The sequence below is a fragment of the Brevundimonas sp. FV2ps16 genome (genome assembly GCF_058681075.1).
The window spans coordinates 1,991,108-2,003,967 of the sequence record NZ_CM178728.1 but is presented as its reverse complement, the minus strand read 5'-3'; the positions used below and the strand labels follow the sequence as shown (position 1 = coordinate 2,003,967).

Genomic DNA, 12,860 nt, shown 5'->3' with positions numbered 1-12,860 from the left:
CCGATTACGAGAGAAGGGTGCGCGCCCGGTCGCCCCGAGTCATTTTAACTCGAGGTCATGAACTCGAATTAACGGGGCCTGCCAGCGCCCCCGCGCCGTCGGCGACGCCAAGGCGAGGCTCGAAATCTCGCTGGAAGGTGGCGATCCGACTCTTCATCGCCCCCGCCCGTTTCAGCGCCAGCGACGCCGCCCAGCGAGCCGCCAGTTCGGGGTTGGTCATACGGTCGGTGAAGCGCGGTCGCCCACCCAGACCGCGGATCACCGCATTGGTGAACAGCGCCCCGTTTCTGAACCGCGAAGGCCAGGTCTGGAAATCCATCGACAGGCTGACGCAGAAGCGGTCGAGGTTCTCTACCCGGTGCGGGGCGTACAGCGGCCAGGTAAGGGCGCGGCCCGGCTTGAGATCCATCACCTGGGCGTCGTTCTCGAATGCCAGCCTATAGGGCAGTTCCTCGGTCGTCTGACGGGCGACGACCTGTTCCATGTTGCGCTCGGGCAGATGCCCCTCGTCGCCCGGATAGACGAACAGCCGCTTGCGACCGCGCAGATGGAACAGCACCACGCCGGCGGCGTCGAAATGATACGGCACCCGCGCCTTCGGCGACGACAGGATCAACTGGCCCGCGTTGCGGACGGCGCGCATACCCCGATAGGTCGCCTGGATCGCGCGAAAGTCTGTCATCGCCGCCTGCCACAGCTCGGGCCACCCGGTCTCGACCCCGCGCAAATTCACCCAGAGGCGGCCCTGTTTGATCGCCTCCAGCAATTCATCGCCCGACAGACCACCGCGCGCGCCCGTCCGCAGCGACACCTGGCCCGCGTCGTCGTAGTCGTACAGGTTGATGTCGAACAGTTCGGCCGGGTAGCGATCCAGCACAGCGGCCAGAGCCGCATCCTCGGCGAAGCCCTGATCGACCAGGCTGTGCGAATGGATCTGGGCCTCCGCGACGGGGCCGGGATAGCGGGTGCGGCGGGCGCTCATGTTCAAGCCTAGACGTGAGCGACGCGCGCCGGCGTCCTCTTGCGGGCGGCGACCTTGTGAACGGCCGAGCGGACGGCGACGGCCGCGCCGCGCAGACGCCCTACCGAAGACGCCTCGCAGGCTTCAATGGTGGACCAGCGGCGTCGCAGCGACGCGCGCAAGGCCTCGCCGCGCGTCCCGGTCCGATCCAGCACGCCGACGGCCGCCTCACCCAGAACCTGGGCGAGGCCCGGCCGCATCACCACCGCCTCACGCACCGTCTGCCGGGCGTTGACGAAATACTTTTTGTAGCTCTCGCCTTCGAAGCCGAAGTCGAAGACGCGGAAACCGTCCGCCGCCGCCAGCCGCATCGTGTCCATGCTCAACAGAATCCCCGGTGAGCAGCGCGACAGGCTGGGCTCGTAAACCGGGAACCAGAAATGATGGTGACGACCGGCGTGCAGGGAAAACTCGACCGCCACCAGTTTTTCGCCCGCGTACATGGCCGCCATCGAGGCGCCGAAATCAGACGTCGGCGTCCCCATCAGGGCGTGGAGCAGATCGCGGGTCCAGCCACAGGCGAAAATGTCGTGCAGCCCTGAGCGGCGGTACTGCGCCGCCTTCAGGTCGATCAAATGATCCAGCAGGGCCGGATCCCGCAGGCCGTGTTCGACCCGCACTGGGCCCAGTTCGTTCTCCAGGCTGCGCCGCGCCCGCTCCTTGTCCTTGAAGTATTTGCCGAAGGTCGAGCGGCGCTCGGCGTACCAGGCGTCGAAGCCCGTTTCCGGCATGGCGACTTGCACAGTCTCGCGCGCCTGCCCCGTCTCGCCGGCGCCGATCCATCCCGGCACGTTCAGCCGGCGCGCCTTCAGCAGATGCGCCACCTCTTCCAGGGTGATGACCTCGTCCTCGGCGGCGATCACGCCGTGATAGTCGTTCATCGGCGCGCCCAACGGCTGCACCGATCCGCCGCGCTTCTGATACGGGAAAAAGCCGACGATCCTGCCGCTGCGCCGAAAGACCGCAACCGCGGCGCCGGGGCAGACCCGCGCCGCGATCTGCGTATAGTCCCACCGGAAATACGGGCTTTGCAGAGACGGGTTGGTCGCCGTCCAGTCGCGCCACAGGGCGATAGCGACAGCGTCCATCGCCTCCGCCTTGATGATCTCGACCTGTAGCGTTTCGGGCATGCGCGTCCTCATGGGGCCTTGTGCAGCAAGGCCCGGTCCAGACGCGACCCTGCACCCCGTCCCGTTGCGGTACGGTTCATCGGAATGGTGAACGGACGTTGAAACCATTGATCAAGCGGAGCCCTGCGGCTTCGCATGCGTTGGCTGAGGGCGGAGACCTGCTTCGCTGGAGACATGCACATGACCGACGCCCGACCAGACAACCGCAAGGTCGAGAACGAAAACCTGCGTCCCGACCGGGACGGCGAGCCACCGCGCCCCGCCACCGAACCCAAGGGCGCAGAAGGCTCCAGCAACTCCGGCGAAACCGCGACCGACCCGGCAACCGGCGAAGAGAACTGAAACTTGAACCGCTTCATCTGCCTTGCCCCCAGTCTGCTGGTCCTAGGTCTGGCGGCCTGTTCGCCGCCGGCTGAAGAGCGAACGTCCGCGCCGACCGCCGAGGTGCGAAACGAAGGCCCGCTGTCTCGCGACGCCATTGAGAACAGCGCCTATTCGCCGCCGCCTCCCGACGGCGCCCCGACCAGCGCACAAAACCCCGCCCGTCCCGACCCCGCGCTGATCCGCGCCCAAATCCTGCTGGAACGGGCGCGCTTTTCGCCCGGCGCCATCGACGGTCTGGCGGGATCCAACATGCGCCAGGCGGTCGCCGCGTTTCAGAAAGCCCAGGGTTTGCCGGCGACGGGCGAGCTGGACGCGGACGTAATGGGCCGTCTACGGGCGGCCGGCATCGGCGCCGTGACCTCGACCTACAGGATCACGCAGCAGGATCTGGCCGGGCCGTATCTGGGCCAAGTTCCGACGGACCTGAAGGCGCAGAGCGAGGCGTCCTTCATGGGCTACGCCAATGTCGTGGAGGCCTTGGCGGAACGCTTCCATGTCACCGAGAACCTGCTGCGAGCCATGAACCCCGGCGCGGATTTCAATCGGGCTGGGCAGGCCCTGCTGGTTCCGGCGGTGAACACCACGCCCCTGCCCGCCGAGGTGGATCATATCGACGTCGACAAGGCCGAGGGGGCGGTCAAGGCTTTCGACGCCGACGGCAAACTGATCGCCTATTTCCCGGCCACCATCGGCAGCGGCGAAAACCCCACGCCGACCGGCACGGTCAAGGTCAACGGCGTCGCCCGCAATCCCGACTATACCTATGACCCGTCCAAGCTCAGCTTCGGCGACGTGGACAGCAAGGTGGTGGTCAAGCCGGGGCCCAACAATCCGGTCGGCGTGGTCTGGATCGACCTGAACAAGCCCAGCTACGGCATTCACGGCACGCCTGACCCGCATCTGGTGGGCAAGACCGCCTCGCACGGCTGCGTGCGCCTGACCAATTGGGACGCCTGGACCCTGGCCGACAAGGTCAAGCCGGGTGTGACGGTGCGGTTTCTCTGACTATTGGACGGCGCCGAAGACGGTGCCGTCCCAGAAGTCGCAGTGGTGGCGGTCGAAGAAGTCGGCGTCCAGCCTGTCGCCGTGGGGGCTGAACACCCGTACCGGCCCGGAAACCTCGACGCGGGGCCAGTCGGGGCCAAAATCCCTTTGACCAAAGCCGGCCCAAAAGCTCTGCATCCGCTCGGACAAGGCCTTCTGCTCCGGCGTGAACCGCTTCACATCGGCGAACACCCAGCTGGTCCCGAACACATAGGCCAGTTCGCTGGCATGATAGGCGCCGAGATCCAGCCCCACGATCCAGTCGGGCAGGACGAAGGGCGCGCCACGATCCGCGAATTCGTAACCCCAGACCGGGACATAGCGGGACAGCTGGCGACGCAGGGCCTGTGAAGGACAAGCGAACCTCTGGTCGGTGAAGTTGGCGGCGATGGCGTAGGCCGGGCCGTCGGGGCCGACCGGATAGCGATCCAACACGCGCGGCCCTACGTCGCCGTACATCCAGATCGTCTCTTTCTGGTAGCGATCCATGTCCTTGACCTCATTGGCGAACAGCCGCCCTTCGTCCAGGTTCGTGCCGACGATGACGGGCACGCGGGTGAACCGGCCTTCGTGGATCGCCAGGGCCAGGTTCTCGGGCACCGTCGCGTCGGTATGGACCGGTCCCCATGACCCCGGTCCGTTGATCCCCGCCCTGACGGACGGTGCGCGCGACAGCCGCCAGGCCGGCAGGGCCTTGAGGCAGGCGACCTGATCTGCGCCGGTGCAGCCGAGGCGTTCTGCAAACAAGGGGCCCGACGCCGCCGCATCCTGCGCACTGACGAGGGATGACGGCTCCAGGCAGCCGCTGCTTTGCAGGATGACGCGCTGATACAGACCTTCGGACCCAGGCGACGCCATCAGATAACAGGCCGACCAGGCCCCCGCGCTCTCGGCGAACAGGGTCACATTCGCCGGGTCGCCGCCGAAGGCCGCGATGTTCCGGCGAACCCATTGCAAGGCGGCCTGCTGATCCATCAGGCCGAAATTGCCGCCGAACCCCTCGCCGGCCGCCTGGAACTGCGGGTGGGCCAGCCAGCCCAAGGCGCCGAGGCGGTAGTTCAGGGTCACGACCACCCGACCTTGCTCGGCCGCCAGTTTCGACGCGTCGTAGTTGGCCCCCGACCCGATGGTGAAGGCCCCACCTGGGATATAGACCATCACCGGTCGTGGCTGTGTCGTCTCTCCCGCTGGGGCGTAGATGTTCAGATACAGGCAGTCCTCGGATCCGACGACCAGCCCGCCGCCACCGCCCAGAATGGCCTGGCGGCCGATGGCCTGGGTGCAGTCCGAACCGAGCCGGGTCGCATCGCGCACGCCGGTCCAAGGCTCGACCGGCTGTGGCGCCCGCCAACGCAGGCCCCGCACTGGAGCCTGGGCGAACGGCACGCCCAGAAAGGCGCGCACGCCCGCCCCCTCGACCCCCCGCACGGTTCCAGCTTCCGTCGTCGCCAGAACAGGTGCGGCGTCCGGCGCGAACCGGACATGATCGACCTTGCCGGGATGGGTGACGCAGGCGGCCAACAGCAGGGACGCGAACAGCAGCGAGAGAAGACGCATCGAAAACCTTGGCCGTGGCGAGACGGGCTTAACGCCGCCGACGCCGGAGCGTTTCGTTCGCGCCTGGCGGCCGCGACATCAAGGCCAGAGACGTTGGCGAGTCCAGGCGTCTCCGTCGCGCGTGAAGCGCAGCCGGTCGTGCAGACGGAAGGGCCGGTCGCGCCAGAACTCCACACTTTGCGGCACGACGCGCCAGCCGGTCCAGTGTTCAGGGCGCGGCACCTCGACCCCCTCGAACCGCGCGGTTTCGCGGGCCACGGCGACCTCAAGAGTGTCGCGCGTGTCGAGTGGTCGGGACTGATCCGAGGCCCAGGCTCCGATCCGGCTTTCGCGGGCCCGGCTGGCGAAATAGGCGTCGGCCTCCTCGACCGTCACCGGCTCGACCCGTCCCCGCACCCGCACCTGACGCCGCAGGGATTTCCAATGGAAGGTCAAGGCGGCGACCGGACGCTGGGCCAGTTCCACACCCTTGTCGCTCTGACTGTTGGAATAGAAGGTGAAGCCGCGATCATCGACATCCTTCAGCAGGACGATCCGCGCATCGGGCATGCCGTCGCCATCGACCGTCGATAGGGTCATGGCGTTGGAGTCGTTGACTTCGTGCGCCCTCGCCTCGGCTAGCCATTCGACAAACAAGCCGACGGGCTCGGAGCGATCGAAGATGGTTTCGTCGCCATTGGCGGCCAGGGCGGCGGCATAATCGCGAGCGTATTCTTCGCGAGACGGGCTGGGCGGGATCACAGGGGCGTTCATGACAGTTGTCTAGCCCGCAGCGCGGCACGAGGAAATGATCGGGATCAAAACCGCCAAGATCGAATCGCAGTTAACCGCGCATTGACCCTATCGCGCGAACGGTAGGGGAATGAGCGCCATCCGCCCCACATCCGACGCCGCCGCCATTCGCGAGGCCCTGGCCACGCTGGGTTTGCACGGCGCGGCCGACGCCGAGGCGTTGAAGTCCGCCTTCCGCGCGGCGGTGAAAGAGGCGCGCCCTGACCAGCCCGGCGGGGACGCGGAACGGTTCCGACGCGTCATCGCCGCCTATCGCCTGATCCAGGCGCACGCCCCGGCGCGGCCCAGCCTGGCGTCGCCCGAGCAGGCTCCCGCCCCCGCGCCGGTCCTGGTTCTGAGTCCCATGCAGGCGGTCGCCGGGGCCAAACTGGATCTGAAGCTGGGCGAGCGCACCATAAGGGTCGCAGCGCCCGCCGGCCTTCGGACGGGCGAGCATCTGCGCCTGCGGGGCGGCGGGGCGGACGGCGCGGACCTCTATCTGGCCGTTCTGATCCGGCCTGAAGACGGAATTTCGGTCTTGGGCGACGACCTGTTCATGAGTTGGCCAACCTCGTCGCGGCTGCTTCAGGAAGGCGGCCGAGTGGAAGTCGAGACCCATGCGGGGCCGCGATCCGCCTGGATCACTCCGGAAATGGCCGCACCTGCGCGCGTGCGGTTCAGGGGTCTGGGATTGCCCGCACGAGGCGCACGCCCACAGGGCCACCTCTTCGTGACGCTGACCCCGTCGTCGGAAGCGCCCTCCCCCGCCGAAGACCTGCTGGTCCGGTTCACCCGCGCCTGGGCGCCGGAGCGGCTGGCGGCCTGAACACCGCACGCTGCGCCTGGTTTCCCGCGCAGACACTGGACCTCGCCGCCGTCCTCGACCATTAGGGTCGGCCATGTCGCACAATACTTTCGGCCATCTGTTTCGCGTGACCACCTGGGGCGAGAGCCATGGGCCGGCTATCGGCTGCGTCGTGGACGGCTGCCCGCCGATGATCCCACTGACCGAGGCCGATCTTCAGCCCTGGCTGGACCAGAGAAAGCCCGGCGGGTCGCGCTTCGTGACCCAGAGGCGCGAGAGCGATACGGCGCAGATCCTGTCGGGCGTGTTCGACGACGGCGACGGCCCGGTCACTACCGGCACGCCCATATCGATCCTGATCCAGAACGAGGACCAGAGGTCCAAGGACTATGGCGAGATCGCCCGCGCCTATCGTCCCGGCCACGCCGACTTCACCTATCAGAGCAAATACGGCGTGCGCGATCCGCGCGGCGGCGGACGGTCGTCAGCGCGCGAGACCGCCAGCCGGGTGGCGGCGGGCGCTGTCGCGCGCAAGGTGCTGGGTGAAAATGTGAAGATCCGCGCGGGCGTGGTCCAGATTGGCCCACACCGGATCGCGCCGGAAGCCGTCGACTTCGACGCCGTGCACGACAACCCCCTGTTCGCCGCCTCAGCCGCCGTCGTGGCGGAATGGGAGGCCTATCTGGACGAGGTCCGCAAGGCCGGCTCATCCATCGGCGCCGTCGTCGCCCTGGAGGTCACGGGCGTCCCGGCAGGTTGGGGCGCACCGCTCTACGGCAAGCTGGACTCAGAACTGACCGCCGCCCTGATGTCGATCAACGCCGCCAAGGGTGTGGAGATCGGCGCCGGCTTCGGCGCCGCAGAACTGTCGGGCGAGGACAACGCCGACCAGATGCGGCTGGACCTGAACAAGCAGCCCGTCTTCCTGTCGAACCATGCGGGCGGGGTGCTGGGCGGGATTTCCACGGGCCAGCCGGTCACGGCTCGGGTCGCGTTCAAGCCCACCTCCTCGATCCTGACGCCGCGCCAGACCATCACTCGCGACGGCGAGGAGACCGACCTGCGCACCAAGGGCCGCCACGACCCCTGCGTCGCCCTGCGCGCCGTGCCCGTGGTCGAGGCCATGGCCGCCTGCGTCCTGGCCGACGCCTTCCTGCGGCACCGCGCCCAGGTCGGATGAGGATATCCGCCTTAGGCGAACAAGGTGCGGCGCTAGGTTTCTATCAGCGGCTGGGCTTGGGGTGGCAGGACGTAGTCGTGTTGGGCCGTAGGCTGGACAGGTGACCGGCGGCGTCCGTCGGGTCTTTGGGCTTCTCGTCCTGCCGCATCAGGGCCATCAGGCGGGTCAGACCCGTCGTCATCACGATCATCACCCGACTCCTGCAACTGCGAACCGTTTGCAGGTTTGCGCACATCCGGGCGGCGTGCAAGAGAGGTTCGTCGGTGGCGCCGCATCCCAGGAGATCAACCGTGCGTGAAGACGGAAAACTGGACTACCTCGAACTGCCCGCCGCAGACCTGCCCGCCACCAAGGAATTCTACAGCCAGGCCTTCGGCTGGACCTTCATAGACTACGGCCCGTCCTACGCCGCCTTCGACCAGGGGCTGGACGGAGGTTTCGACGCCGATCAGGCTGATCGGACCAAGACGCCCCTGCCCGTTCTCTACGCGAACGACCTGGAGGCCATGCAGGCCAAGGTCGAGGCGGCCGGCGGCGCGATCCTAAAGCCGATCTACGCCTTCCCGGGCGGACGTCGCTTCCATTTCGCCGATCCAGCCGGCACCGAGATGGCGGTCTGGTCGACCGACTGAGCGCCTAGCGCGCGTCGACCGACTGGGCGATCCGCTCACCAAGATCCCGGTCGGCGCCGTCGGCGGCGGAGACCCAGACGTGGATCTCCTCTGGCGAGGACGACCGCTTGAACAGATGCTCAAGCGCCAGACGACGTCCGCCCTCAGTCACGACGATCGAGGCGCGCCCCCCTGCCTGAACGACCTGCCCATCGTAAACGGGAAACTGCGAAGCCGGGCCGGCATAGATCATGACCAAGGCGGTCTGCCCGCGACGGACGGCGTAGATTCGGGCGTCTGCGCCGGCGCGTGACTGGGTCAACACCGTTCCGGATGGAAGCTCCAGCGCAAAGGGCAAGGCCGCTATCGCTGCGGCGTCCAGGCCTTGCGGCGCTTTGGCCGGCGCAACGGGAGCCGGCGTCGCCGGCGTCGGGACCGACCTGGGGGATGAGGCTGGAGGCGTCTGGGTCTGAGACGGTGTCAGGCGCGGGATGGGAGACGGGGTTGGGGCCGGGGTCGGACGCGAAGGGGCCGGCTGGGGTGCGACAGGCCTGGTCGTCGTCTCGGATGGGGCCGCCAGAGGCCGCGTCGCAGCAGGCGGTGTTGAAGCCGACGGCACGGGGGTTGCTGCAGGCGCGGCGGGCCTCACGGCCGAAGGCGGCGCGCTGTTCAGATCGCGCGTCAAAGACGAGGAAGGAAGGGTAGCGGCTTGCGCCGGCGGAGCCGCGTTCTGGCTCTGGGTCACCGGAGGGGGCGCCGGCGCCGGCGCTATGGTCTGTACCGGCGTGGGCTGCTGAACCGGCGACGCAGGCTTGAACGGCGGGCCGCTGTTGAGGTCGCGTGTCAGGTCCGAAGCCGAACGCTGGCTTGACGTGTCCTGTCCGGACAAGAGGACGACGGCTAGGGCGATGACAAACATGTCGGGACCATTACGCGGCGCCAGAGGAACCGCAAGAGTGGTCAGGCGTGCGGCAAGGTCAGCCAGAAGGTCGCGCCCTGCCCTGGCGCGGAATCCACCCCAATCGCGCCGCCCTGTAGCTCCACCAGCCGCTTGGCGATGGCGAGCCCAACCCCGTGGCCTTCGATGCTTGAGCGTTCCAGACCCAGACGGTTGAAAGGTTCAAAGAGTTGGGCCTGTTTCGCAAGGGACAGGCCGGGCCCGAAGTCGGTCACCTCGATCCGGACATTGTCGTCCACACTCAGCGCCCGGAGCACCACTCGTCCACCTGAAGCCCCGTATTTCAAGGCGTTGCTGGCGAAGTTGTCTATCACCTGCATGAGGCGCTGAGAGTCCGCGATCGCGATCAAGTCGTCGCTCTCACAGACCACTTGCAGGTCGATAGCCTGAGCCTCCGGCCTGAGCCTGGCCGCACGTCGGACATCCTCAAGCAAGCCTGATATGTCTGTCGGCCGCAAGTCGACCTTGACCGCACCTGACTCTGCCCGCGCCAAGTCCAAAAGGTCATGAGCCAAGGCTTCGACCTGCCGCGCCGTCTTGACCAGCATATCCGCCATTTCTGTCTGCTGTGGCGTTACCGGACCCAGTTGACCGGTTGACCAAAGATTGCCGATCCCGATCACGCCGGCGACCGGGCTCTTGATCTCATGCGCGACGTTGGCCAGCAGTCGCGACTTGGATTCGGACGCCTGCTCAGCACGAATCTGACCCGTGCGAGCACGATCAGCAAGCCGGTCGCGCTCTTCCAGCAGGGCCGCGACCAGAAGGATAGGCATATAGCCGGCCAAGACCTGTATCTGAGCCATCGTCACATGCTGCGTGCGGGTCAAGTCATTGATGTGAAGCCCATACCCCATCATCGCCCCGCCCACCGACAGCAGGGTGACCACCAAAAGACTGAAGGCTGTTCCCGCGACTCCGGTCCGGACGGCCACGCACAGCAACACGGGGATCATGACAACGCCGACGGCCGACTGCCCCACGAGCCCTATGAACTGAACAGCCAGTACGGCGGCGAACAAGCCGCCCGCCTCCAAAAGTGCGCCAGGGCGAGCGAAGCGCGCCAATGTAGCCGAGGTCAGCGACAGCCCGAGCGTGCCAATCACGGCCAACCCCAAGGCGTGGCCAAACCACCAGGTTTTGAAGGTTTCGACGACGTCGCCCGAACCGAACGGCGAGAGGGCCGCAGCAGCAAACAGACCGGCCGGGATAGGGGCAAGAACTGCGGCGAAGATCAGGAAGCGTGCCGCGCCGCCCAGACTCGACACATCCAAGTTTGGGACGAACCGACGCGCCAGCAGGATCGCCCCGATGATCTCCACCATATTCGCCAAGGCGAGCGTTAGCGCCAGCGCCGGGTTATAACCCGCGATCAGTTCTCCGATCAGAATACTGATGCTCAGCACAACGGCGAAGGCTGCGTCGTGACGCCGTCCCCATCCCGTGCGCAGCCACACGGCGACGGCCACACCGCACACGCCCCAAAGCCCCGAAATAAGGCCCAGACTGCGCGCCCACCCGATCGAACTCGCCGCGAGAATAGCAATGCAGACTCCCGCGATCACAGGAACCAGCGGATGCGAAAAGACGGCCTCGCCGCTCCACCCTGGCGCCCCCTTGCGCAGAGCTATGCGCGACGACGGCGTTGGCGGCGTTGGCGGCGTTGGCGGCTTCGCGGCATCTATGTCGAGCGCGCGGCTCACGGTCATGCAGGGTCTCAGTACGATTTGTTCGTACGATCAAACCATACGGTTCCTAATATCCCCTGAAATATGCGGATAGGTTAGATTTTCAATCCAAGATTGAACGCCTTAATCGCAGCTGCTGGACCGCCCTTATAAGTCCACACCCCCGCGCTCACGGCCACAAAGTCTGCGCCCGCGCGGGCGACCTCCTCCGCCGTTTCAACGGTGATGCCGCCGATGGCGACGCAGGGGACTTCCACCGTTTCCTGCCAGACAGTGAGAATGTCCAAGTCCGGCCGGTGCGCCGTTTCCTTGGTCCCGGTTGGATAGAAAGCACCGAACGCCACGTAGTCAGCGCCTCCTTCGGCCGCGTCCCACGCAAGGTCGCGGTCGTCATGACAGGTGACGCCGATCATGGCGTCAGGCCCCATGACACGCCGCGCCTCGGCCAGAGACCCGTCCTGCTGACCGATGTGGACGCCGTCGCAGCCGGTCGCCCGAGCCAGGTCGGGTCGATCGTTCAGCAGCACCGCCACGTCATGACGGCGCGCGATCGGCGCCAGTCGTTCGACGGCGGCGACAATAGCGGCGTCGTCTGCGGGCTTGAGCCTTATCTGCAGAGCAGCGACATCGCCCGCGCCCAGGGCCTCATCCAGCGTGGCGGCGAACGCGTCCAGATCGGGGATCGCGGAAGGCGTGATCAGATACAGCCGGCAGGGCGGACGAGCGGAAACAGCGGGAGGTCTGGCCATAGGCTGACTTCCCCCCCCTGCGACCATTCGTCAACGGCCCAATGGCGGAACCGCCGTGCGAACGACTTGCAATCACCTTAAGGGCTGCTATAGCGAACCATTCTCAGTCGATGAGTTCGAGATTCTCGTGTACGTCTGCAACTGCAACGGTCTTCGCCAGCGTGACGTCGCCCAGGCCATCGAGGCCGGCGCTTGCAGACCGCGCGACATCTTCGCCAATCACCAATGCCAGCCGCAGTGCGCTAAATGCGTGTGTGAAATGCGCCAGATGATCCAGGACAGCCGCGAAGCCTTCGCCATCGCGGCTGAATAGGTCTTGTTTTGAGCGTCTGGAAATCACTCGCACTATCAATGCGGTGATAAAAACTCGCAAATAAACAATGCGAGTTTTACTGTGGTATCGCAGAGCTCGAAGGACGGCGAAGGCGCCGCCGAGAGACTAAGGACCATGGCCATGAAGGGCGACCCCGCAATCCTCCGTACGCTGAACGCGGTGCTGACCAACGAACTGACGGCGGTGAACCAGTATTTCCTGCACGCCCGCATGTTCGAAAGCTGGGGGCTGGCCCACCTCGGCAACGTAATCTACGAAGAGTCGATCGGCGAGATGAAGCACGCCGACATGCTGATCAAGCGCATCCTCTTCCTCGACGGCCTGCCGAATCTGCAGGACCTGCACAAGCTGAAGGTCGGCGAAGATCCGATCGAATGCCTGGGCGCTGACCTTCAGCTGGAAATCGACAGCCGCGCCACCACAGCCGCCGCCGTGACCCAGTGCGAGGAAGCCCGTGACTACGTCAGCCGCGACCTGCTGATGAAGATCCTGGCCGACACCGAGGAGCATATCGACTTCCTCGAGAACCAGCACAAGCTGATCGAACTGCTGGGCGCCCAGAACTATCTGCAGTCGGCCATGAAGGAAATCGTCACCGACAGCGCCGCCACCGGCGGCTGATCCATCC

The 12,860-nt window shown here is 66.4% G+C and carries 15 protein-coding genes; 7 read left to right on the top strand and 8 right to left on the bottom strand.

The annotated features are described in order from the left end of the window. Positions 1-55: 55 nt before the first annotated feature. Together ACW170_RS09705 and ACW170_RS09700 are read right to left on the bottom strand one after the other, a co-directional pair. Complete coding sequence (locus tag ACW170_RS09705) at positions 56-982, bottom strand: transcriptional regulator (protein WP_492086515.1); 927 nt, start codon at positions 980-982, stop codon at positions 56-58. An 8-nt stretch (positions 983-990) separates the two neighbouring features. After that, positions 991-2,151, bottom strand: coding sequence for a GNAT family N-acetyltransferase (locus ACW170_RS09700; protein ID WP_492086514.1), 1,161 nt, complete (start codon positions 2,149-2,151; stop codon positions 991-993). Between the two features lie 180 nt (positions 2,152-2,331). On the opposite strand from ACW170_RS09700, the gene ACW170_RS09695 reads away from it, so the two are divergent. Further along, on the top strand, positions 2,332-2,493 hold the full coding sequence (locus tag ACW170_RS09695) for a hypothetical protein (RefSeq protein WP_492086513.1): 162 nt from the start codon (positions 2,332-2,334) through the stop codon (positions 2,491-2,493). 3 nt (positions 2,494-2,496) lie between these two features. After that, the gene (locus tag ACW170_RS09690) at positions 2,497-3,540 is read left to right on the top strand and encodes a L,D-transpeptidase family protein (RefSeq protein WP_492086512.1); all 1,044 of its coding nucleotides are present in this window, start codon (positions 2,497-2,499) and stop codon (positions 3,538-3,540) included. Here ACW170_RS09690 and ACW170_RS09685 read toward each other — a convergent pair whose 3' ends face one another. Further along, a complete protein-coding gene (locus ACW170_RS09685) occupies positions 3,541-5,136 on the bottom strand; it encodes a carboxylesterase/lipase family protein (protein WP_492086511.1) in 1,596 nt (531 codons plus the stop codon). A 78-nt stretch (positions 5,137-5,214) separates the two neighbouring features. Beyond that, entirely contained in the window at positions 5,215-5,889 is a 675-nt protein-coding gene (gene pdxH / locus ACW170_RS09680; protein WP_492086510.1) for a pyridoxamine 5'-phosphate oxidase, read from the bottom strand. A 109-nt stretch (positions 5,890-5,998) separates the two neighbouring features. On the opposite strand from pdxH, the gene ACW170_RS09675 reads away from it, so the two are divergent. Both ACW170_RS09675 and aroC read left to right on the top strand, forming a co-directional pair. Beyond that, positions 5,999-6,733 (top strand): DnaJ C-terminal domain-containing protein, encoded by a 735-nt coding sequence (locus ACW170_RS09675; protein WP_492086509.1) that lies wholly within the window; start codon positions 5,999-6,001, stop codon positions 6,731-6,733. 73 nt (positions 6,734-6,806) lie between these two features. After that, a complete protein-coding gene (gene aroC / locus ACW170_RS09670; RefSeq protein WP_492086508.1) occupies positions 6,807-7,892 on the top strand; it encodes a chorismate synthase in 1,086 nt (361 codons plus the stop codon). A gap of 43 nt (positions 7,893-7,935) precedes the next feature. Here aroC and ACW170_RS09665 read toward each other — a convergent pair whose 3' ends face one another. Beyond that, positions 7,936-8,082, bottom strand: a complete 147-nt coding sequence (locus tag ACW170_RS09665; RefSeq protein WP_492086507.1) for a hypothetical protein — start codon at positions 8,080-8,082, stop codon at positions 7,936-7,938. Positions 8,083-8,182: 100 nt separating this feature from the next. On the opposite strand from ACW170_RS09665, the gene ACW170_RS09660 reads away from it, so the two are divergent. Beyond that, complete coding sequence (locus tag ACW170_RS09660) at positions 8,183-8,524, top strand: VOC family protein (protein WP_492086506.1); 342 nt, start codon at positions 8,183-8,185, stop codon at positions 8,522-8,524. Between the two features lie 4 nt (positions 8,525-8,528). Here the strand turns inward: ACW170_RS09660 and ACW170_RS09655 are convergent, their stop codons facing one another. From ACW170_RS09655 to thiE, 3 genes are all read right to left on the bottom strand, one after another. Further along, complete coding sequence (locus tag ACW170_RS09655; protein WP_492086505.1) at positions 8,529-8,825, bottom strand: hypothetical protein; 297 nt, start codon at positions 8,823-8,825, stop codon at positions 8,529-8,531. A 638-nt stretch (positions 8,826-9,463) separates the two neighbouring features. Beyond that, complete coding sequence (locus ACW170_RS09650; RefSeq protein WP_492086504.1) at positions 9,464-11,170, bottom strand: sensor histidine kinase; 1,707 nt, start codon at positions 11,168-11,170, stop codon at positions 9,464-9,466. 74 nt (positions 11,171-11,244) lie between these two features. Next, positions 11,245-11,898, bottom strand: coding sequence for a thiamine phosphate synthase (gene thiE, locus ACW170_RS09645; RefSeq protein ID WP_492089164.1), 654 nt, complete (start codon positions 11,896-11,898; stop codon positions 11,245-11,247). A 127-nt stretch (positions 11,899-12,025) separates the two neighbouring features. On the opposite strand from thiE, the gene ACW170_RS09640 reads away from it, so the two are divergent. Continuing rightward, entirely contained in the window at positions 12,026-12,211 is a 186-nt protein-coding gene (locus tag ACW170_RS09640; protein WP_492086503.1) for a (2Fe-2S)-binding protein, read from the top strand. Between the two features lie 141 nt (positions 12,212-12,352). Continuing rightward, positions 12,353-12,853, top strand: a complete 501-nt coding sequence (bfr, locus tag ACW170_RS09635) for a bacterioferritin (RefSeq protein ID WP_492086502.1) — start codon at positions 12,353-12,355, stop codon at positions 12,851-12,853. Positions 12,854-12,860: the final 7 nt, after the last annotated feature.

Excerpts from the sequence above, each read along its gene's own strand:
- ACW170_RS09705 (WP_492086515.1), bottom strand. The coding sequence starts at position 982 with ATGAGCGCCCGCCGCACCCGCTATCCCGGCCCCGTCGCGGAGGCCCAG.
- ACW170_RS09700 (WP_492086514.1), bottom strand. The coding sequence starts at position 2,151 with ATGCCCGAAACGCTACAGGTCGAGATCATCAAGGCGGAGGCGATGGAC.
- ACW170_RS09695 (WP_492086513.1), top strand. The coding sequence starts at position 2,332 with ATGACCGACGCCCGACCAGACAACCGCAAGGTCGAGAACGAAAACCTG.
- ACW170_RS09685 (WP_492086511.1), bottom strand. The coding sequence starts at position 5,136 with ATGCGTCTTCTCTCGCTGCTGTTCGCGTCCCTGCTGTTGGCCGCCTGC.
- pdxH (WP_492086510.1), bottom strand. The coding sequence starts at position 5,889 with ATGAACGCCCCTGTGATCCCGCCCAGCCCGTCTCGCGAAGAATACGCT.
- ACW170_RS09675 (WP_492086509.1), top strand. The coding sequence starts at position 5,999 with ATGAGCGCCATCCGCCCCACATCCGACGCCGCCGCCATTCGCGAGGCC.
- aroC (WP_492086508.1), top strand. The coding sequence starts at position 6,807 with ATGTCGCACAATACTTTCGGCCATCTGTTTCGCGTGACCACCTGGGGC.
- ACW170_RS09665 (WP_492086507.1), bottom strand. The coding sequence starts at position 8,082 with ATGATCGTGATGACGACGGGTCTGACCCGCCTGATGGCCCTGATGCGG.
- ACW170_RS09650 (WP_492086504.1), bottom strand. The coding sequence starts at position 11,170 with ATGACCGTGAGCCGCGCGCTCGACATAGATGCCGCGAAGCCGCCAACG.
- thiE (WP_492089164.1), bottom strand. The coding sequence starts at position 11,898 with ATGGCCAGACCTCCCGCTGTTTCCGCTCGTCCGCCCTGCCGGCTGTAT.
- bfr (WP_492086502.1), top strand. The coding sequence starts at position 12,353 with ATGAAGGGCGACCCCGCAATCCTCCGTACGCTGAACGCGGTGCTGACC.